Origin of the sequence: Neobacillus paridis, from assembly GCF_016765675.1 — a bacterium.
Classification (GTDB): domain Bacteria; phylum Bacillota; class Bacilli; order Bacillales; family Cytobacillaceae; genus Neobacillus; species Neobacillus paridis.
Map to the genome: position 1 here is coordinate 400,165 of NZ_JAESWB010000025.1, position 17,682 is coordinate 417,846.

The following is a 17,682-nucleotide window of genomic DNA, read 5'->3' on the forward strand; positions in this document are numbered from 1 at the left end:
TGTCTCAAATTTGAGACGGGTTTTTTTAAAAAAGCATCCCCAAAGTACCTCATGATTCTCCTGAGTGAACTCAACTGCAGTTTCTTCCATTTACAAAATCTTAATATAGATTTACAGATGCTTTACAACCGATTAAAACGCTGTTTACAGTCGTCCTTTATTCTAAAGATGTAAGACAGATAATCATGATTAAACAATAAACCTTAGGGGGAATAAAGGAAATGAAAAGTTTAAAGAAGTTCAGCCTGCTGACATTATTAACTGCGTTAATTATTTTTTCAGCTGCCTGTGGAGGAAAAGGAACGAATGGCAGCAAGGAAGGTACAGATAAAAAAGATAATCCAGCGCAAAAAACGGAAGAGCTTTCAGGCTCACTAGTAATTTCCGGTTCATCCGCAATGCAGCCGTTGGTTGCAGCAGCTGCAGAGGAGTTTATGGCTGAAAATCCTAAAGTCGATATTCAAGTCAATGCCGGCGGTTCAGGAACAGGCCTTTCCCAGGTTGCTGAGGGATCCGTTCAAATCGGTAACTCAGATGTATTCGCGGAAGAAAAAGAAGGTGTTCCAGCTGACCAGCTTGTTGACCATAAAGTAGCGGTTGTCGGCATGACGGCTGCTGTGAACCCTAAAGTTGGCATTAAAGATATTAAAAAAGAAGATTTAATCAAAGTATTTACTGGCAAAATCACCAACTGGAAAGAACTTGGCGGAGAGAATCAAAAAATCGTTTTAGTCAACCGTCCTGATTCCTCTGGTACTCGTGCAGTCTTTAATCAATTTGCCCTTGACGGTGCAACACCTGCTGAAGGAATTACGGAAGATTCTTCAAATACCGTTAAAAAGATTATCAGTGAAACGGAAGGTGCAATTGGTTATCTGGCATTCTCTTACTTCACTGACGATTCAGTAACACCGCTTGCCATTGATGGTGTAAAACCAACTGAAGAGAATGTTCAATCCGGTAAATTCCCAATTTGGGCCTATCAGCATTCTTATACAAAAGGGGAAGCGGAAGGATTAGCAAAAGCGTTCTTGGATTATCTGATGTCCGACAATATTCAAAATACTTTATTAAAAGAACAAGGCTATCTGCCTGTTACAAAAATGAAAGTAGAACGCGATGCTAAAGGCAACCAAAAAGATATTTAATGTAAAGGAAAAAATAACAGGGTAAATGCTCCTGTGCGTTTACCCTGTTACAACGTATATAAGAGGAGTTTGGTTGGATATGGAAAAACTTCTTCCAGCACAAAATAGATTACTTAAATCAAAGAGTAGCAGACTTGGTGGGGAATTTCGCGGGAAATTGTTTGTTATATTATGTGCTGTCATCATGATAACAGCCACAATTGCCATTACGATTTTTCTAAGCACGAAGGGACTGCAGTCATTTACCAAAAACGGGATCAGCATTATCGAGTTTCTCACAAGCAGTAAATGGGACCCCACCAATAAAGCAAATCCGGCATATGGTGTGCTGCCGTTTATCTTCGGATCCTTTGCTGTTACCATTCTCGCAGCTCTTGTTGCTGCACCTTTAGGGATCGGTGGTGCGATCTTTATGACGGAAATAGCCCCATCCTGGGGGAGAAAAATTCTCCAGCCAGTTGTAGAACTGCTCGTTGGAATTCCCTCAGTCGTCTACGGATTTATCGGACTGACTGTTTTGGTTCCTTTTATCAGGGAGCATGTCGGCGGATTAGGATTTAGCCTGCTTTCCGGAATGATTGTCCTTGCAATTATGATTTTACCTACCATTACGACAATCGCGACGGATGCCATGAGTTCACTTCCGAATCATTTGCGCGAAGGCTCCTATGCTTTAGGGGCGACAAGATGGCAGACGATTCGCAAAGTATTAGTACCAGCGGCGCTGCCCTCATTGTTAACCGCGATTATTCTTGGGATGGCCAGGGCTTTCGGTGAAGCCTTAGCCGTTCAAATGGTTATCGGCAACGTACGAGATATGCCGAATAGTATTCTGGATGCATCTGCAACATTAACGACTATTATTACCTTAAATATGGGACATACCACATATGGCAGCGTCGAGAATAACACGCTTTGGTCGATGGGGCTTATTCTATTAATTATGTCCTTCGCGTTTATCCTTCTGATTCGCTATTTATCATCAAGGAGGAAGTTACGATGAATAGTAAAACAGCCGATCGTCTAGCGACAGGAGTTTTTATCACCATCGCCATTATGATAACGGCCATTCTCGCCGGACTATTTTTCTATATTTTCGTAAACGGGTTTAAGTATATTTCGTTTGATTTTTTAACAACTCCTTCAAGTAACGTAAGGGCTGGTGGCGGAATCCGTGACCAATTGTTTAATTCGTTTTATATTTTGTTGATTACGATGTTGATTACCGTTCCGATCGGGGTCGGCGGCGGGATTTATATGGCTGAATATGCAAAACCAGGGAAGATAACAGATCTCATTCGGACTTGTATTGAGGTATTATCCTCCTTGCCATCGATTGTCATTGGGATGTTTGGCTTATTGGTATTTGTCAACACCACCGGCTGGGGTTATACGATACTAGGCGGGGCATTGGCACTGACGGTATTCAATCTGCCGACGATGGTACGTACGACGGAAGATGCGATCAGGGCGGTGCCGCAAGATTTGAAAGAAGCAAGCCTTGCTTTGGGAATTACTCATTGGCATACGATTAAAACGGTTATTTTGCCAACGGCCTTTCCAGCGATTTTAACCGGGGCTATTCTTGCAGCAGGACGAGTGTTTGGTGAAGCAGCAGCTCTATTATTTACAGCCGGGCTTTCGACACCAAGACTGGATTACACAAACTGGAATCCATTTTCAGAACAATCACCATTGAATATTTTCCGCCCGGCGGAGACATTGGCGGTTCATATCTGGTCGGTGAATACCCAAGGGTTAATCCCCGATGTAGAGGCCGTTTCAAGCGGTTCTGCTGCTGTACTCGTTATTTCGGTACTAATTTTTAATTTAGCGGCCCGCTGGATAGGCAGGATCATTCATAAGCGGATCACAGCAACTAAATAAGAAGGTGGGAGTCGAATGGTAACAGCCTTAAAGGAGAGAACAACGATGGAAGCAACTGTACCGGTTCAGCAAATAAACCGGCAGGAAAATATTTTATCAATTAACAATTTAGAGATTTTCTATGGTGAAAACCGGGCGGTAAATGGAATTTCCATGGAGATTGAAAAAAATGCCGTAACGGCATTAATTGGTCCTTCAGGCTGCGGCAAGTCCACTTTTTTACGCAGCATTAATCGGATGAATGACCTCATCCCCGGTGCTTTTGCAAAAGGAGAAATCATTTATGAAGGGCTTAATATTTTGGCTGAGAATATCAACGTGGTGGCGCTTCGCAAGGAAATTGGCATGGTGTTTCAAAGACCAAATCCTTTTCCTAAATCCATTTATGAAAATATTACTCATGCCTTAAAATTTGCCGGCATTAAGAAGAAAAGCCAACTGGATGAGATTGTTGAGGAAAGTTTACGAAAGGCCGCTTTGTGGGATGAAGTCAAGGACAGGCTTGAAAAATCGGCATTCTCCCTTTCAGGCGGACAGCAGCAGCGGCTTTGCATTGCCAGAACGATTGCAATGAAACCAACTGTCATCCTGCTGGATGAGCCGTCATCTGCGTTAGACCCGATTTCCAACGCAAAGGTCGAAGACTTAATTGTTGATTTAAAGAAGGATTATTCGATTATTATTGTCACCCATAATATGCAGCAGGCATCCCGTATTTCCGATAAAACCGCATTCTTTTTAAACGGCGATTTAATTGAATATGACCACACGGAAAAAATCTTTACCAACCCATCTGTTCAAAAGACAGAAGAATACATTTCCGGACGGTTCGGATAAGGGGGAGAACTCATGGCAATCCAGACGTTAACAAGAAATATCTTTGATGTGAAGGATCTAAACCTGTGGTATGGTGACCATCACGCTTTAAAGGGGGTCTATTTTCCGATTCAAAAGAAGGAAGTTACCGCGATGATTGGACCGTCAGGCTGCGGCAAGTCCACCTTTTTAAAAACCTTAAACCTGATGAATAAAATGATTCCGAATGTCAAAATAACCGGTGAAGTGAATTTTGCCGGGCAAAATATTTTGCATTCCAAAACAGATTTAGTTGAATTACGTAAACATGTCGGCATGGTTTTCCAAAAGGGGAATCCGTTCCCACAGTCGATTTATGATAATGTCGCCTATGGACCAAGAATTCATGGAATCAAGAAGAAAAAGCATCTTGACGAATTGGTCATAAAAGCGTTAATGGATGTGGCGTTATGGAATGAAGTGAAGGATCGTTTAAACGCTCCGGCATTAGGATTGTCAGGGGGACAGCAGCAAAGGTTATGTATTGCGAGAGCATTAGCGACAAAACCGGATGTGTTATTAATGGATGAGCCAACATCCGCGCTTGACCCAATTTCAACTTTGAAAATTGAGGAACTCATTTTTGAATTGAAGGAAAAATATACGATTGTCATTGTGACCCATAATATGCAGCAGGCAGCAAGGGTTTCCGATCGAACCGCCTTCTTCTTAATGGGAGAATTAATTGAGTTTGCGGAAACCTCTAAAATTTTCTCGACGCCAAAAGATTCGCGGACGGAAGACTATATTACAGGAAGATTTGGGTGATATAAATGAATACGAGAGCCAATTTTGATCAAAGTTTACAAGAATTAAAAACGCTGCAATTAAAAATGGCCGGGGAAGCAGAAACAGCTGTTAAAAATGCGATGCTGTCATTGTTAAACCGTGATGTTGAACTAGCAAATAAGGTTATTAATGGTGATCATCTTATCGATGACCTTGAATATGAAATTCATGAAAAAGCATTGATGCTGATTGCCCGCCAATCCCCGGTTGCAAAAGATTTGCGGAGGCTGCATGTGGCGTTAAAAGTCTCATCCGAGGTAGAACGGTTAGGTGATATTGCCGTAAACATTGCCAAATCAACCGTTCAAATCGGGAATGAGCAGCATGTGAAAGAACTAATCGATATCCCTCAGATGATGGAAGTAGCGTTAGAAATGCTGACCGATGCGATCACCGCCTTTTATTCCGAAGATCCTGCACTTGCCAAAAAATGCGCGCAAAAGGATGATCAGGTTGATAAAATGTTTGGGGAGCTAGTACAAGAACTATTAACCTATATCCCGAAAAACCCCGATTTTACCAATCAGATCATTCAATTAGCCTATGTCTGCCGTTATATTGAAAGAATTGCTGACCACGCTACGAATATAGCTGAAAATATTGTTTATCTTGAAACAGGAAAACGATACAATCTCAATGATTAATTAAATCCTATCATTCGAAAGATGAGATAAGCGCACTCTCATCTTTTTTACTTTAGGAAGATCCCACTTGGTCAAAGCAAGTGTTTTGACCTCATGATATCTGACCGTTCCCCCATACTTCTTTCTCATATCCTGTTAAAAAAAGCAGAATCCGACAATTTACGTTTATTGTCCAACTCTCATAATGATGGTACGATTATGTTGAAACAGCAATTCATATTTTTTCCAATTAAGCATATACTAGTGATTTGGTAGTCGGAGGAAAACATGTCTGAGCAAAATATTAATCTGAAACAGCCTTTACAAGGGGAGCTTCATATCCAGTGGGTAACAGCCGATAAACTAGTTCTCTTATGGGATATTACATTGATTACCAAAAAAGTAATCGAATCGTACTTTTCCGTTTGTTTTAGAGACCTTGTTGCACTGATAAGGATCTATGATGTAACCGACATCATCTTTGACGGAAAAAATGCCCATCATTTTTATGAAGTCAGCATTCCTTTAAACAATGGACAGTGGTTTATCAAAGGTTTAGCGGCAAATCGAAGCTATATAGCGGAATTAGCAGTACTCATTCCAACCGCTGGCTACTTTCCCCTTTTTAGATCCAATTGTCTCCAAACTCCTAATCTTAACATGAAAAGCAGCCAGGTAATCAAACAGCAGTCGGAAATGAATGTGAATCAGGTTCCTTCTCCAAAGTGGAGAAAATTGGTTAGTACCTACAGTTATTATGAAGACTAAAGATCTTTGGAGGGACAAAGATGGTCAATGCTATACCACAAAAGGCTAAGATCGATCAAGGTTGGCTGCATAAGCGATGCTTAAAAATATTGCTGCTTAGCTGGGAGTATCCCCCAAATGTCGTAGGGGGGCTTTCAAGGCATGTTTATGGATTGGCCACTCGATTGGCGAGACAAGGCCATGAAATTCATGTGTTAACAGCGGGTGATCGGGAATGGCCGAACTATGAATGGAAAGAAGCGGTGCATGTGCATCGGGTTAGGCCGGTAAATGAACATGATGATCAATTCCTTGCATGGATCGGTGGACTTAATGTCGCAATGGCATTAAAAGGCGAATTATTAGCTAGTGAGATTCCCTTTGACATCATCCATGCACATGATTGGCTTGTTGGGTCAGCCGCGATGGCTCTCAAGGAAGTGCTAAGCATTCCCCTTTTGACCACGATTCATGCCACCGAACATGGAAGAAATCAAGGAATTCATACAGAAATGCAAAATTTTATCCATGAGAGGGAGGTTCAATTAATATCGGCTTCAGATCACCTAATCGTTTGCAGCGAATATATGAAGGAATCGCTGATGACGCTCTTTCAGGTTGAAGAAAAAAAATTAACAGTTATTCCGAATGGAATTCATCTTTCAATGATCAAAACAAGTGCCGCTAAGGTTTTCCCCGAATTGACGAGAAGAGAATATATTTTTTCGATTGGAAGAATCGTGAGGGAAAAGGGGTTTGAAACCATTATAAAGGCTGCGGAGATCGCCAAAGCAATGAACCATGATTACTTTTTTGTGATCGCCGGGGAAGGCCCGATGCTTGAAATATATAGAAAACAGATCATGGAAAGGAATTTAGCTCAGTATGTTGCCTTTATCGGCTATGTGACCGAAGAGGAAAAATTCAGCTTGATTCAGAACTGTGAAATGATGGTGATCCCCAGCTTGTACGAACCCTTCGGAATCGTTGCTCTTGAAGCATTGGCTCAGGAAAAACCCGTCATTGTTTCCAATATTGGTGGAATGAAAGGGATTATTACCCATTTACAAACCGGAATGATAATGAATCCTGATGATCCCTTTAGCTTGCTTGAGCAAATTGAGTTCCTTCGCAAACATAGGCAGCTGGCAAAAAATATCGCGTTAAAAGGTCATGAAGTCGTTAGAAGTTTATATGATTGGGGACAGATTGCTTCTGACACGAGCAGGGTCATGAAACTGATGACTATTGGAGATACCGGTGAGTTAAACCGCTGCAATATAAATTAATTATTTAAAAGGTGAATAGTGCTATGGTGAATATGACCGAATTACAAAAATGTAAGCAGTTATTGAAACAAGAGCCAAGCGTTGGTAAGGTTCAATTTATTCCAGGTCTTTGGGTGAATGGTAAGTATTTCTGGCTGCCAAATCAGACAGAGAAAGTACTTTATGAGGAAGAGTTGGTCATTAAAGTAACGGATAAGCAAATACACTCAAAAGTTGATTTTCATCATATATATATAAGCAATCACAGCCGCCAAACGAAGGACATAAAATTTTTGGCTTTGCATCACTTTCAGAATGTCCATCATGACTGCCTGACATTTGTATCGCCAACAGATCAGCGGATTTTCCATCTTGCTAATCAGACTGTGTGCTTAATGAACTTGCTGACAACTGGGGCAGGGAAGAAGGAATATACAACCGTTCCATTGTGGGATGTATTTAGCGATCAAATTTGGCATTCGGTTAAAACAGGAGAGTTAAAGTTTCAGCCTATGGCAAAAGGTTCGGCTGCCAGCATTCTCGCAATAAAAATGGCGATTGATCCAAAAAAGACCGAGAAAATAGCCACTTGGAGCATTTCGGGAAATAAGAAACACGATGTAGCGGCATTTGAACAAGCCCTTCTGAAAAATCCACTAGCATTTCCGATTGAAAAATGATATTATAGAAAAGTCGTATGAACGAACAAGCTTAATCGTTTGGAGGGAAATGAACATGCGTGTGAATATTACGTTAGCTTGCACTGAATGTGGAGACCGTAACTATATTTCAACAAAAAATAAACGTAACAATCCAGATCGTCTTGAGCTTAAGAAATATTGCCCAAGAGAAAAACGTACAACGTTACACCGTGAAACAAAGTAAACAGCAGGGAAATTCCTTGCTGTTTTTTTGTACATTAGTACAGGAGGGTTTGAAATGAACGATAAAAATTCAATTCGGCAAAAAGTTAGAGAGGTTCTTAACAAGATTCCAAAACCACTCTACGAGGATTATTCATATAAAATTGCTTCTAGACTATATGAATTAGATGTATGGAAACAAGCTGATGTTATTGGAATCACCATTTCCAGACCCCCTGAAGTGGATACATACCAATTGATCCGTAAGGCATGGGAGCTGGGAAAAACCGTCGCCGTGCCAAAATGTCATCCAAACGATAAGCGCATGACGTTTAGAACAGTGACTGAATTTTCTCAACTTGAGTCTGTTTACTACGGATTATTAGAGCCAATTGTTGAAGTAACAACGGAAGTGGCCAAAGAGGAAATGGATTTGATTATTGTTCCCGGGGTAGCCTATACAAGAAACGGTTTTCGAATTGGATTCGGCGGCGGCTATTATGATCGATATCTATCGGGATATTCCGGAAACACCATATCGCTTGCTTTTACCGAACAGCTGATTTCCGATTTTCCGGTTGGCGAATACGATCTTCCTGTTAGCAAAATTATTACTCCGAAAGAAGTTATAGAAATCGTATGATCATAGCAATGTTGTTTTTTTTCTTTATTGCAAGCATGGCCATTGCCGGATATTATTCCAAATCTTTAAGCCGTTCTGGTACCGTTGCTGCGATCATTGTTGGCTGTGCTGTCTATTCTGGGTTTGAAATGAAAGGCTTATTGCTGCTGGGGATTTTTTTTGCTTCGTCAAGTTATTGGTCAAAATATAAAAGCGCCTTGAAAATGAAAATGGAAGAAAAGCTGGCAAAAGGAGCAACAAGAGATTGGCGGCAAGTGCTTGCAAATGGAGGCGCGGCAGCACTATACAGCGTCCTCTATTTTTATCAGCCATCCCCATTGTTTATCGTTGGATTTACGGCGGCCCTTGCCAGTGCTAATTCAGATACATGGGCATCAGAGATCGGCAGTTTAAGCAAACAAAATCCGCTCTATATTCGAACGTGGAAACGAGTGGAAAAGGGCACATCAGGTGCGGTAAGCGGACTGGGAACAGTCGCGGCAATATTAGGTTCGTTATTGATCGCCTTGATGAGTATATTAGTTTTTAACCTGCCATTGCTGCTTGGATGGGTTATTTTTCTCTCTGGTTATCTTGGTAACGTGATTGATACTTTGATTGGGGCCTATTATCAACAGCTTTATGTTTGCCAGAATTGTGGAATAAAAACGGAGAAAACGGTCCATTGCGGTCTGCCAGCGGTACGCATCAAGGGGATTTCATGTGTTGATAATGATATGGTAAACTTTTTATCAGGTGCTTTCGCTTCCCTTTTGGCTATATTTTTTTATTTTCAAATACAGTAATTGATAAAATAAGTTTTTCATTATAAAATATATTGCCTAAAAATGTACAATCTAATTTTGAAAGGTAAATATTGAGGCACAAATGAAGGGGGATTATGATGTTGAGTCGAGTGAATCGGGTGGCTGTAATTGGAACAGGGTTTGTTGGTTCAAGTTATGCCTTTGCACTGTTAAATCAAGGAATAACGGAAGAATTGGTGTTAATTGATATAAATAAGGATAAAGCCGAAGGAGATGCGATGGATTTAAATCACGGACTTCCGTTTGCTCCTACAAGTACAAAAATTTGGCATGGCAGTTATGCCGATTGCGATGAGGCTGATATAGTCGTCATAACCGCTGGAGCTAATCAAAAGCCCGGTGAAACAAGATTAGACTTGGTTGAGAAAAATACCCGTATTTTTAAAGGGATTGTTGGCGAAATTATGGCCAGTGGATTCGATGGAATTATTGTTGTAGCAACGAATCCTGTCGATATCCTCACATATGCTGTCTGGAAATTTTCCGGTCTGCCTAAGGAAAGGGTCATTGGTTCCGGGACGATATTGGATACCGCCCGTTTCCGCTTCTTACTTGGTGATTATTTCGATGTGGATTCACGCAATGTTCATGCCTATATTATTGGCGAACATGGAGATACAGAACTGCCGGTTTGGAGCCATGCCGATATTGCCGGCACTTCGATTTCAGAATGGACGAAATATAAACATAAATATGATCAGGCGGATTTAGACGCTATCTTTTTAAATGTTCGCGATGCCGCCTATCAAATTATTGAGAAAAAAGGAGCAACCTTTTACGGGATTGCCATGAGTCTTCTGAGATTAACGAAGGCTATTCTCCATAATGAAAACGCCGTACTGACAGTTTCTGCCTATCTTGATGGCGAATATGGACAGAAAGATATTTTTATTGGTGTACCTGCGGTAGTAAATCGGGATGGTGTGAGAGAAGTAATTGAGATGGATTTAAATGATGAGGAGAAGCAAAAGTTTGAGCATTCAGTTAAAGTATTAAAGGAAACGATGGCCCCTGTGGTGGCAAATGATTGACGATAAGATTGGGGATTGGTTTCATTAATTGAAATCAATCCCTCTTTTACTAACTATGGATAAAAATAAAGTTCTTTTCACAGAATAAGGTCAGGAGGGATTGGCGATGTCACGTATGATTTCATCGATATTAATGATTGGGTCGATTGGCTATTTTATCTACCGCTATCGATTCAGAATCATGAACTTACTGCTTGCATCTACCTGGCTGCGCCGGCTTGCAGTTGCATCCATGATGGGGTTACCGGGAGTAAAAAACAAATTAATGCAGTCTGTATTTGGAAAACCATCTGAATGGTAAACGCCTCAGATGGTTTTATTTTTAATTCACTGATTTTTAATTGCATTGATAAAGGATGTTTGTTTCATCTCACTTCTTGTTTTCGATTATAATGAAAGAAGGAAATATTGTAGAAAGCAGGGGAGAGATGAAGAGTAGAGAGGAATATATTTTTTGGAAATTGGCGCATAGTTTTATTGCGGACTATGGTTATCGGATTATTCAATTGTTTGAAAATCATCAGGAACTCTGGCTTGAAAAACTTGAAAATAAAGCAGTTCCGATTATTCGGCTTAGACTTCAGGATTTAGATTGGAGCAATGTTTTACAACGGGATATTGAGTTTACCGCTGCCAATGGTGAACGAGTTCGGCAGCAGCTGAACCGGCGGGAACTGCCCATTTTAAACCTTTATATTAGTGAATATCCACCCGTTGATGAATATGAATTTCGGATTGAACACCCATATGTGCATCCTCAAGGAAATAAAACAACGGTACGGACCATTTTGTTGGCACAAGGTTTGATCGATCAAGGGTTTCAATTTCTATCAGAGGCAATGCAGCACCCGACTCAATTTCCTATCGCTGCGGAGTATACCGAGTATGACGTTCAGACACTAAAGGCAGAAACTTTATCTTTAGCCATGAATAAAGAAAAAGCCGATAGAGCTATTCTTTTTAACAGCAAGCCCTTTTTTACATATGTGTTGATCGCCATTCAAGTAGCCGTATTTGTGTTGATGGAAATAAGCGGCGGGAGTACGAATACTTCCACACTTATTAAATTTGGAGCAAAAGTAAACCAACTCATTTATGATGGAGAGTGGTGGCGCTTTTTTACGCCAATTTTTCTGCATATTGGCTTCTTGCATTTACTGTTTAATACAATGGCCTTATATTATTTAGGAATCACCGTTGAACGCATCTTTGGCAAACTGCGTTTCTTGTTTATTTATCTCTTTGCCGGGGTAATAGGGTTTATCGCCAGCTTTATATTTAGCACAAATTTATCTGCCGGCGCCAGCGGAGCGATTTATGGCTGTTTTGGGGCCTTGCTTTATTTCGGTATGATTTATCCCAAATTATTTTCCCGAACAATGGGCATGAATCTGCTGGTTGTGCTGGGAATTAACCTGATTTTTAGCTTCACGGCGCCTAGTATTGACAATGCTGGTCATTTGGGCGGGTTAGCAGGCGGCTTTCTGGCTGCAGGTATTGTACATTTTCCAAAGAGAAAGAAATGGCTGTTGCAAATGCTTTTCCTTATTATTTCCGTCGCGATAACGTGGGGAGCCCTGTCATACGGATATAGTCCGGCAGTCAAATCACAGGATGAAACTTCAGCCCTGATGATGGCCCAAGAATATCTTAAGCAAAAAAATTATGATGCTGCCTATCGTACGTTAAAAGATTTTGAAAAGAGTGCTGACCAGCCAACGGATAAGACATATTTTCTGTTATCCTATGCAGAAATAAAAAAGGGACTGCTCCCCGATGCAAAATTACATTTACAAAAAGCGATTAACCTTAATCCAAAATTTCATGAAGCCTATTATAATCTGGCTCTAATCAATCTTGAACAAAATGATATAGAAGCAGCGAAGATGAACGCCGAAAAGGCGGCAAAACTGAAACCAGATCGCAATGATTACAAAAACTTGGTGCGGGAAATTAATCAACACCTTCAATCATCTGACGCAGGAGAATAGGTTCACCTTTGGCTGTTTCGGTTAACACCAGTAAATGGGTTTTATCTTTTGCTATTAAAATGAGCGGGAGGGTACTGCCTTTGGGATCTATTATTGTACCATCCTGTTTCTTGATTCCAAGTAAATAATTTTTATAAAGCCCTTCCCACAGACGGCCAATGAACATGGCTGTTTCTTCTTTGTTAAAACCGGGGAAGTGGTTGCTGGCCATTTTGGAAAAAACATCCAACGGATATACATCATATTCGTCTAGGTGAATGCGGTAGTGCCTGACACCTTTATTTAGACTGTATTGCATCATTCGCCGCGTTTGTTCATCCAGGTTGGTTTTCCAACGGTTTTGGGCGGCCGTCTTGGGGGTATGGAAGCCAATATAGCTGTCTGTAGTTTGCTTGATTACGTATAGCTGATCCTGTGTCATCCGTTGTGCACTGAAAATGTCTTCGCCTTTTTCATGCAATTCAGCATGGTGGAAAGTGATTGCTTGCCACAAAGCGTTTTCTAAAGCGGGGATTGCTTTCGTTTGCGATAGGCTGTCCGTATGCTGCTTCCAGTCAGCTAACGTACCAATGAGCCGGCCGTTCGAATACAACAAGCCGGCATCTTGGCGTAAATAAGCTTGGCGGTCAAGTGTTGAGTGAATCCTCCATAAAATTTTTTGCCCGGTTAGGTTAAGTGAAGTACTGGCGGTTTTAAACGTAACATTTGTCGCAATTGGAAAGAAGGTAATACTTTCAAGTGCTTTCGGTTGTTTTAGATGCTCTTTAATTGTATAAAATGCCGAGAAAAGAATCATCATCCCGACTAAAATGTAAACCCTTTTCATTTTTGCTTTCATCCTTCCCGGGACAGAGATGTGTTTGTCCTACTATTGTTATATGGGAAAATGAAGCAGCCAATGACAAGAAAAGGACAATTTCATGACTATTAATGTTTCTTTCCGATGTCGCATACATTCAACTAGGACTCATGAACGTCCTTAAGGACTTGCCAGTCGGCAAGTTTTCAATTAAACATGAAAGAGTATATTGCCCTTGAGGATTCGTTTTGTCATAGGTTATACTTTGAATGGAAAGAGGGCTCAGTATTACGTTATTATCTTCAAGCTGTTTACGGGCGACCGCCAAAAAGGTCATTTGCTTCTCCGCTTTAAGGGTAACAAAGAAGAAATGAAAGGCAGGTGGCACATTTCAATGAAAACAATCTATGATATACAGCAGTATCTTAAACAATTTGGGACAATCATTTATATTGGTGATCGGATTGCGGACCTTGAATTAATGGAAGTGGAATTAAAGGAATTGTATCAATCACAATTAATCGAACCTCGTGAATACCAGAGCGCCCTTTTGCTGTTAAGACATGAAATCCAAATGGAAAAAGATAAAAGACAGGTGAAATAAGTTGACAAAACAATGGATAGCCGGCGTTGATTTAGGTGGCACGACCACTAAGATTGCTTTCATAACATTGGACGGAGAAATTATTGAGAAATGGGAAATCCCCACAGACAATACTGATAAAGGAAAAAATATAACGAGAAATATTGCTAATTCAATCACTGAAAAGCTGGGAAACCTGGGTCAGAAGAAGGATCAGCTGCTTGGTGTTGGTATGGGAGCACCGGGACCTGTGGATTATAAAACAGGTGTCATCTTAAATGCAGTAAACTTGGGCTGGCATGATAATTTTCCGCTAAAGGATTATCTTGAAGCAGCGACAGCGCTTCCGGCCATCATTGAAAATGATGCCAACTGTGCTGCTTTAGGCGAGATGTGGAAGGGTGCCGGGAATGGGGCAAAGGAACTTGTTTGTGTCACCTTAGGAACTGGGGTTGGCGGTGGTGTCATCACCAACGGAAAGATAGTCCAAGGAATGAATGGTGCTGCGGGTGAAATCGGTCATATTACCGTTATTCCTTCTGGGGGGGCTCAGTGTAACTGTGGAAAGACAGGCTGTCTGGAAACAGTGGCTTCTGCAACCGGAATTGTTAGGTTAGCGAAGGAAGTACTTGCAAAGCCGACAATGGCAGGGGAACTTGCCGAAAAATATACGGCCAATGGCTATATTTCGGCAAAAGATGTCTTCGATTGTGCCCGAAATCAGGATGTATTAGCTAATCATGTTTTGGATGAGGTCGCTTTCTATTTAGGATTGGCATTGGCCAACATCGCTAATACCTTAAATCCAGAAAAAATCGTTCTGGGCGGCGGTGTTTCAAAAGCAGGCAATATCTTGCTGAAAGCTGTAAGAGAACAATTTGAACGTTTTGCCTTTTCCGCGGTACGCGCCTCAACAAAGCTGACACTTGCTACATTAGGGAATGATGCCGGAGTAATCGGTGCCGCCTGGTTGATAAAAGAAAAGATTGAAAGCTAAAAAGCCTGCCTGCAGGCTTTTTATTTGGATAATCTTAAATGTAGGACTTATTTCCTGTCTCTGAAATAATTCAGAAAAATTTGAAACATATTTGCCATTTTATTCGTATTAATAGATAGAGAAAATTGGGGGAGGGGGAAAATGCTTCGATTACATAAAAACTTGTCTGATTTGGCGATTCTTTTTGTTGTAATACCCCTGCTATTAAGTGCCTGCATGCAACAGGAACCGGAAAAACCAAAAGTGAGTGTTCCGGTGGCAACTGAAAAAACCAAAGACATTCCTGCTTCACATGTTAGGGAATGGAAATTACCGATTGCCATTCCAGAAGGTGAATTTGATAAAATTGCTGGCTGGCTTACAGATACCCAAATTCTTTACATAACCAATCTTCAGCAATCATCAAATGTCTATCGCTATGATCTTTTATCGGGAAAAAGCGAATTGATTTTTCATAGTGATCATCCTATCGTTTCCTTGCAGATCAGCCCTGCCAAAAAGTATCTGTTAATTCACTCTTCTCCTTCAACATACGAGGGAGTGGTCACAATTATTGATATGAATGGAACAGTGCTGCTTAAGAAAGTACTTGTTTCTCATGAATTAGCATATGAATGGAATCCTTATGATGAGTCGAAAGTACTGATTACTGAATTTGCCGAGGATTGGACCTTTAAAGTACTATTAATGGATCTAAAAAATAATGAGACTACTAAGCTTTCCCTGTCACAGCCTTTTATAAAGTGGTTGTCTCAAACCCAACTGGCCTATGTAAATTGGGATAAGGAACAACCTGTATTAGTTGCCCCGCTGATCAGGAAGGACTTAAAGACAGGAAAAGAGACACCTTTGTTTAAGGATCTGATCCAATTCTCAGCATTTCCTCATCTGCTGATGACAATAACAGTCAACGATCAACAACGATCCAATGCGATTTATTCCTTCTATGATCGAGAGTTTAAGCAATTATTTTCATTTTCAATTCCTCAATTGACAAAGTTTTCAGATTGGCTGGTTCCTTATTTTGATTATAACGAATCCAGTGGGAGCTTCATTACCCTCCAGCCAAGAAATAGTGGGGAGGCGGACACCTATACTGGCGGTTTTGACCTTGTGAAATATAATCTTAACAAAGAGGAGAAACAACTCATCATGGGGGGCTTGGAAAATGAGCCAGTAATTTTTGCTCCTTCCGGAGAAGCGCTTCTATACGGCAATCGTTTTGAAAAAATAATTGATCTTCATGAAAGAAAACTTTATCAGGCCTTAAAGGAATAAGGAGTTAAAAAAAGACTGTCGCTGGACAGTCTTTTTGCAGGAACAAGACCTATACCTGTTCCGAAGGCGCTTGCACTTTTCTTTCCTATGTCGCATAAATTCAACAACGCCTCATGAATCGTCCTTCAGGACTTGCCAGTCGGCGAGTGTTCATTTAATGAGTTCCTGTTGGAAATCCTGAATGAATAACAGTCATAACGGTAAACCAGCCAAAAACAGCAAATGAAGCAATTCCCCAAAATGCCCCTAAAAGATTTTTATTCTTTAGGGCAGTGAATGCACCAATTGCTGCAAGCAGCGTAACTAACCCAAAAATAATAACTAATCCCATGAATAATCCCCCTTTATGGCTATTGCCCATTGTTAGAAAAAATTATGTAACAATATTATATACATTCCTTTCCTATTTTATATTTTTTTCTGACATTTGTCGAGGATAAAAAAGTAATATTCATAAGCGGCTTTGATTTAGCCATGATGATTTCTTTTTTTCTTTTGCTGAATAGTGTTAAAATAAGTATTATCGTCATTCCAATTTGGAGGTACCGTTCATGAAATGGCAACAACTTCCCTTAGGGAGCTTACAAACAAATTGCTATATCGTCGAGAATCCTGATCGCTCGTGTTTAATCTTCGATCCGGGCGGTGAAGCGAAGAAACTGATCAGTTTACTTCAATCCAGAAGCTTAAAACCGTTAGCAATATTATTAACCCATGCTCATTTTGATCATATCGGTGCTGTAGAAGAAATTCGCGAAACGTACCATATTCCAGTTTATGTTCATAAACAGGAGGAAAAATGGCTTTTGGACCCAGCTTTAAATGGATCGCAGTTTTTTTCTGTGATCGAACCTATTAAAGTGAATCCTGCTGATCAGCTGATTCAAAATGAAGGGAAAATGAAAATTGCTGACTTTACGATGACGGTTTTTCATACACCAGGCCATTCACCAGGAAGTGTCTCATATTATTTTGAGAATGAAGGAGTCGTCATCGCGGGGGATGCCTTGTTTCAAGGCAGTATCGGCCGTACCGATTTGCCGGGCGGAAATCAATCGATGTTGTTGAAGAGTATTCATGATAAACTTTTAACACTTCCGGAGGAAACGTATGTATTACCTGGTCATGGGGGAGTGACTACGATTGCCGCGGAAATGGATAGCAATCCGTTCTTGAATGGTTTTTTATAAAGAGGATCGCTAAGACTCCTGCAATCTGATAGGCCCAAACTGCCAATAGAAAAGCCCTTCTTATGTGAAGGGCTTTTCTGGGGGATGTTCTATTCATGTAATGGGAGGGGATATTGTTAAGCTACTACATTTACAATATAATAAAGTTTTCACTATGTCAATAGTGTTAATGTAAAAAGGAGTA

The 17,682-nt window shown here is 40.6% G+C and carries 21 protein-coding genes; 19 read left to right on the plus strand and 2 right to left on the minus strand.

Annotation, left to right across the window (positions count from 1 at the left end; translation table 11 throughout):
- Positions 1-221: 221 nt before the first annotated feature.
- From JK635_RS03945 to JK635_RS04015, 15 genes are all read left to right on the plus strand, one after another.
- The gene (locus JK635_RS03945; protein ID WP_202652565.1) at positions 222-1,148 is read left to right on the plus strand and encodes a phosphate ABC transporter substrate-binding protein; all 927 of its coding nucleotides are present in this window, start codon (positions 222-224) and stop codon (positions 1,146-1,148) included.
- Between the two features lie 79 nt (positions 1,149-1,227).
- Positions 1,228-2,151 (plus strand): phosphate ABC transporter permease subunit PstC, encoded by a 924-nt coding sequence (gene pstC, locus JK635_RS03950; RefSeq protein WP_202652567.1) that lies wholly within the window; start codon positions 1,228-1,230, stop codon positions 2,149-2,151.
- On the plus strand, positions 2,148-3,035 hold the full coding sequence (gene pstA / locus JK635_RS03955; protein WP_202652569.1) for a phosphate ABC transporter permease PstA: 888 nt from the start codon (positions 2,148-2,150) through the stop codon (positions 3,033-3,035). Before pstC ends, pstA begins: the two co-directional genes overlap by 4 nt.
- A gap of 15 nt (positions 3,036-3,050) precedes the next feature.
- Entirely contained in the window at positions 3,051-3,872 is an 822-nt protein-coding gene (pstB, locus tag JK635_RS03960; protein ID WP_438803818.1) for a phosphate ABC transporter ATP-binding protein PstB, read from the plus strand.
- Between the two features lie 12 nt (positions 3,873-3,884).
- The gene (pstB, locus tag JK635_RS03965) at positions 3,885-4,658 is read left to right on the plus strand and encodes a phosphate ABC transporter ATP-binding protein PstB (RefSeq protein WP_202652571.1); all 774 of its coding nucleotides are present in this window, start codon (positions 3,885-3,887) and stop codon (positions 4,656-4,658) included.
- 5 nt (positions 4,659-4,663) lie between these two features.
- Positions 4,664-5,323, plus strand: a complete 660-nt coding sequence (phoU, locus tag JK635_RS03970) for a phosphate signaling complex protein PhoU (protein ID WP_202652573.1) — start codon at positions 4,664-4,666, stop codon at positions 5,321-5,323.
- Between the two features lie 267 nt (positions 5,324-5,590).
- A complete protein-coding gene (locus JK635_RS03975; protein ID WP_202652575.1) occupies positions 5,591-6,070 on the plus strand; it encodes a DUF4912 domain-containing protein in 480 nt (159 codons plus the stop codon).
- Positions 6,071-6,090: 20 nt separating this feature from the next.
- Positions 6,091-7,338: a glycosyltransferase family 4 protein gene (locus JK635_RS03980; RefSeq protein ID WP_202652576.1), complete on the plus strand. Its 1,248-nt coding sequence runs from the start codon at positions 6,091-6,093 to the stop codon at positions 7,336-7,338.
- A gap of 23 nt (positions 7,339-7,361) precedes the next feature.
- On the plus strand, positions 7,362-7,997 hold the full coding sequence (locus JK635_RS03985) for a hypothetical protein (RefSeq protein ID WP_202652578.1): 636 nt from the start codon (positions 7,362-7,364) through the stop codon (positions 7,995-7,997).
- A 55-nt stretch (positions 7,998-8,052) separates the two neighbouring features.
- The gene (rpmG, locus tag JK635_RS03990; RefSeq protein ID WP_004435679.1) at positions 8,053-8,202 is read left to right on the plus strand and encodes a 50S ribosomal protein L33; all 150 of its coding nucleotides are present in this window, start codon (positions 8,053-8,055) and stop codon (positions 8,200-8,202) included.
- A gap of 54 nt (positions 8,203-8,256) precedes the next feature.
- The gene (locus JK635_RS03995; RefSeq protein WP_202652580.1) at positions 8,257-8,823 is read left to right on the plus strand and encodes a 5-formyltetrahydrofolate cyclo-ligase; all 567 of its coding nucleotides are present in this window, start codon (positions 8,257-8,259) and stop codon (positions 8,821-8,823) included.
- Positions 8,820-9,608, plus strand: a complete 789-nt coding sequence (locus tag JK635_RS04000; protein ID WP_202652583.1) for a DUF92 domain-containing protein — start codon at positions 8,820-8,822, stop codon at positions 9,606-9,608. The genes JK635_RS03995 and JK635_RS04000 overlap by 4 nt, the downstream gene beginning before the upstream one ends.
- A 98-nt stretch (positions 9,609-9,706) precedes the next feature.
- A complete protein-coding gene (locus JK635_RS04005; RefSeq protein WP_202652734.1) occupies positions 9,707-10,660 on the plus strand; it encodes an L-lactate dehydrogenase in 954 nt (317 codons plus the stop codon).
- 106 nt (positions 10,661-10,766) lie between these two features.
- Positions 10,767-10,961, plus strand: coding sequence for a protein YqgO (yqgO, locus tag JK635_RS04010; protein WP_202652584.1), 195 nt, complete (start codon positions 10,767-10,769; stop codon positions 10,959-10,961).
- Positions 10,962-11,088: 127 nt separating this feature from the next.
- Complete coding sequence (locus JK635_RS04015) at positions 11,089-12,651, plus strand: rhomboid family protein (RefSeq protein WP_202652586.1); 1,563 nt, start codon at positions 11,089-11,091, stop codon at positions 12,649-12,651.
- Here the strand turns inward: JK635_RS04015 and JK635_RS04020 are convergent.
- A complete protein-coding gene (locus JK635_RS04020; protein ID WP_202652588.1) occupies positions 12,614-13,477 on the minus strand; it encodes a hypothetical protein in 864 nt (287 codons plus the stop codon). The genes JK635_RS04015 and JK635_RS04020 overlap by 38 nt on opposite strands.
- Positions 13,478-13,844: 367 nt before the next feature.
- Here JK635_RS04020 and JK635_RS04025 point away from each other — a divergent pair, with 367 nt between their 5' ends.
- The 3 genes from JK635_RS04025 to JK635_RS04035 all read left to right on the plus strand — a co-directional run bounded on the left by JK635_RS04025 (position 13,845) and on the right by JK635_RS04035 (position 16,308).
- Positions 13,845-14,054 carry a YqgQ family protein gene (locus JK635_RS04025; protein WP_202652589.1) on the plus strand — a complete coding sequence of 70 codons (210 nt, stop codon included), beginning with the start codon at positions 13,845-13,847 and terminating at the stop codon, positions 14,052-14,054.
- 1 nt (position 14,055) lies between these two features.
- Positions 14,056-15,030: an ROK family glucokinase gene (locus tag JK635_RS04030; protein ID WP_202652591.1), complete on the plus strand. Its 975-nt coding sequence runs from the start codon at positions 14,056-14,058 to the stop codon at positions 15,028-15,030.
- Positions 15,031-15,171: 141 nt separating this feature from the next.
- Positions 15,172-16,308, plus strand: coding sequence for a YqgU-like beta propeller domain-containing protein (locus tag JK635_RS04035; RefSeq protein WP_202652593.1), 1,137 nt, complete (start codon positions 15,172-15,174; stop codon positions 16,306-16,308).
- A 154-nt stretch (positions 16,309-16,462) separates the two neighbouring features.
- Here JK635_RS04035 and JK635_RS04040 read toward each other — a convergent pair whose 3' ends face one another.
- Entirely contained in the window at positions 16,463-16,639 is a 177-nt protein-coding gene (locus JK635_RS04040) for a DUF2759 domain-containing protein (RefSeq protein ID WP_202652595.1), read from the minus strand.
- A 220-nt stretch (positions 16,640-16,859) separates the two neighbouring features.
- On the opposite strand from JK635_RS04040, the gene JK635_RS04045 reads away from it, so the two are divergent.
- Positions 16,860-17,498, plus strand: coding sequence for an MBL fold metallo-hydrolase (locus JK635_RS04045; RefSeq protein ID WP_202652597.1), 639 nt, complete (start codon positions 16,860-16,862; stop codon positions 17,496-17,498).
- Positions 17,499-17,682: the final 184 nt, after the last annotated feature.

Coding starts and splice junctions, on each gene's coding strand:
- JK635_RS04015 (WP_202652586.1), top strand. CDS start 11,089: ATGAAGAGTAGAGAGGAATATATTTTTTGGAAATTGGCGCATAGTTTT.
- JK635_RS04035 (WP_202652593.1), top strand. CDS start 15,172: ATGCTTCGATTACATAAAAACTTGTCTGATTTGGCGATTCTTTTTGTT.
- yqgO (WP_202652584.1), top strand. CDS start 10,767: ATGTCACGTATGATTTCATCGATATTAATGATTGGGTCGATTGGCTAT.
- JK635_RS04000 (WP_202652583.1), top strand. CDS start 8,820: ATGATCATAGCAATGTTGTTTTTTTTCTTTATTGCAAGCATGGCCATT.
- JK635_RS04020 (WP_202652588.1), bottom strand. CDS start 13,477: ATGAAAAGGGTTTACATTTTAGTCGGGATGATGATTCTTTTCTCGGCA.
- JK635_RS03980 (WP_202652576.1), top strand. CDS start 6,091: ATGGTCAATGCTATACCACAAAAGGCTAAGATCGATCAAGGTTGGCTG.
- JK635_RS04045 (WP_202652597.1), top strand. CDS start 16,860: ATGAAATGGCAACAACTTCCCTTAGGGAGCTTACAAACAAATTGCTAT.
- rpmG (WP_004435679.1), top strand. CDS start 8,053: ATGCGTGTGAATATTACGTTAGCTTGCACTGAATGTGGAGACCGTAAC.
- pstB (WP_438803818.1), top strand. CDS start 3,051: ATGGTAACAGCCTTAAAGGAGAGAACAACGATGGAAGCAACTGTACCG.
- pstA (WP_202652569.1), top strand. CDS start 2,148: ATGAATAGTAAAACAGCCGATCGTCTAGCGACAGGAGTTTTTATCACC.
- JK635_RS04025 (WP_202652589.1), top strand. CDS start 13,845: ATGAAAACAATCTATGATATACAGCAGTATCTTAAACAATTTGGGACA.
- JK635_RS03945 (WP_202652565.1), top strand. CDS start 222: ATGAAAAGTTTAAAGAAGTTCAGCCTGCTGACATTATTAACTGCGTTA.
- JK635_RS03995 (WP_202652580.1), top strand. CDS start 8,257: ATGAACGATAAAAATTCAATTCGGCAAAAAGTTAGAGAGGTTCTTAAC.
- pstB (WP_202652571.1), top strand. CDS start 3,885: ATGGCAATCCAGACGTTAACAAGAAATATCTTTGATGTGAAGGATCTA.
- JK635_RS03985 (WP_202652578.1), top strand. CDS start 7,362: ATGGTGAATATGACCGAATTACAAAAATGTAAGCAGTTATTGAAACAA.
- JK635_RS03975 (WP_202652575.1), top strand. CDS start 5,591: ATGTCTGAGCAAAATATTAATCTGAAACAGCCTTTACAAGGGGAGCTT.
- phoU (WP_202652573.1), top strand. CDS start 4,664: ATGAATACGAGAGCCAATTTTGATCAAAGTTTACAAGAATTAAAAACG.
- pstC (WP_202652567.1), top strand. CDS start 1,228: ATGGAAAAACTTCTTCCAGCACAAAATAGATTACTTAAATCAAAGAGT.
- JK635_RS04005 (WP_202652734.1), top strand. CDS start 9,707: ATGTTGAGTCGAGTGAATCGGGTGGCTGTAATTGGAACAGGGTTTGTT.
- JK635_RS04040 (WP_202652595.1), bottom strand. CDS start 16,639: ATGGGATTAGTTATTATTTTTGGGTTAGTTACGCTGCTTGCAGCAATT.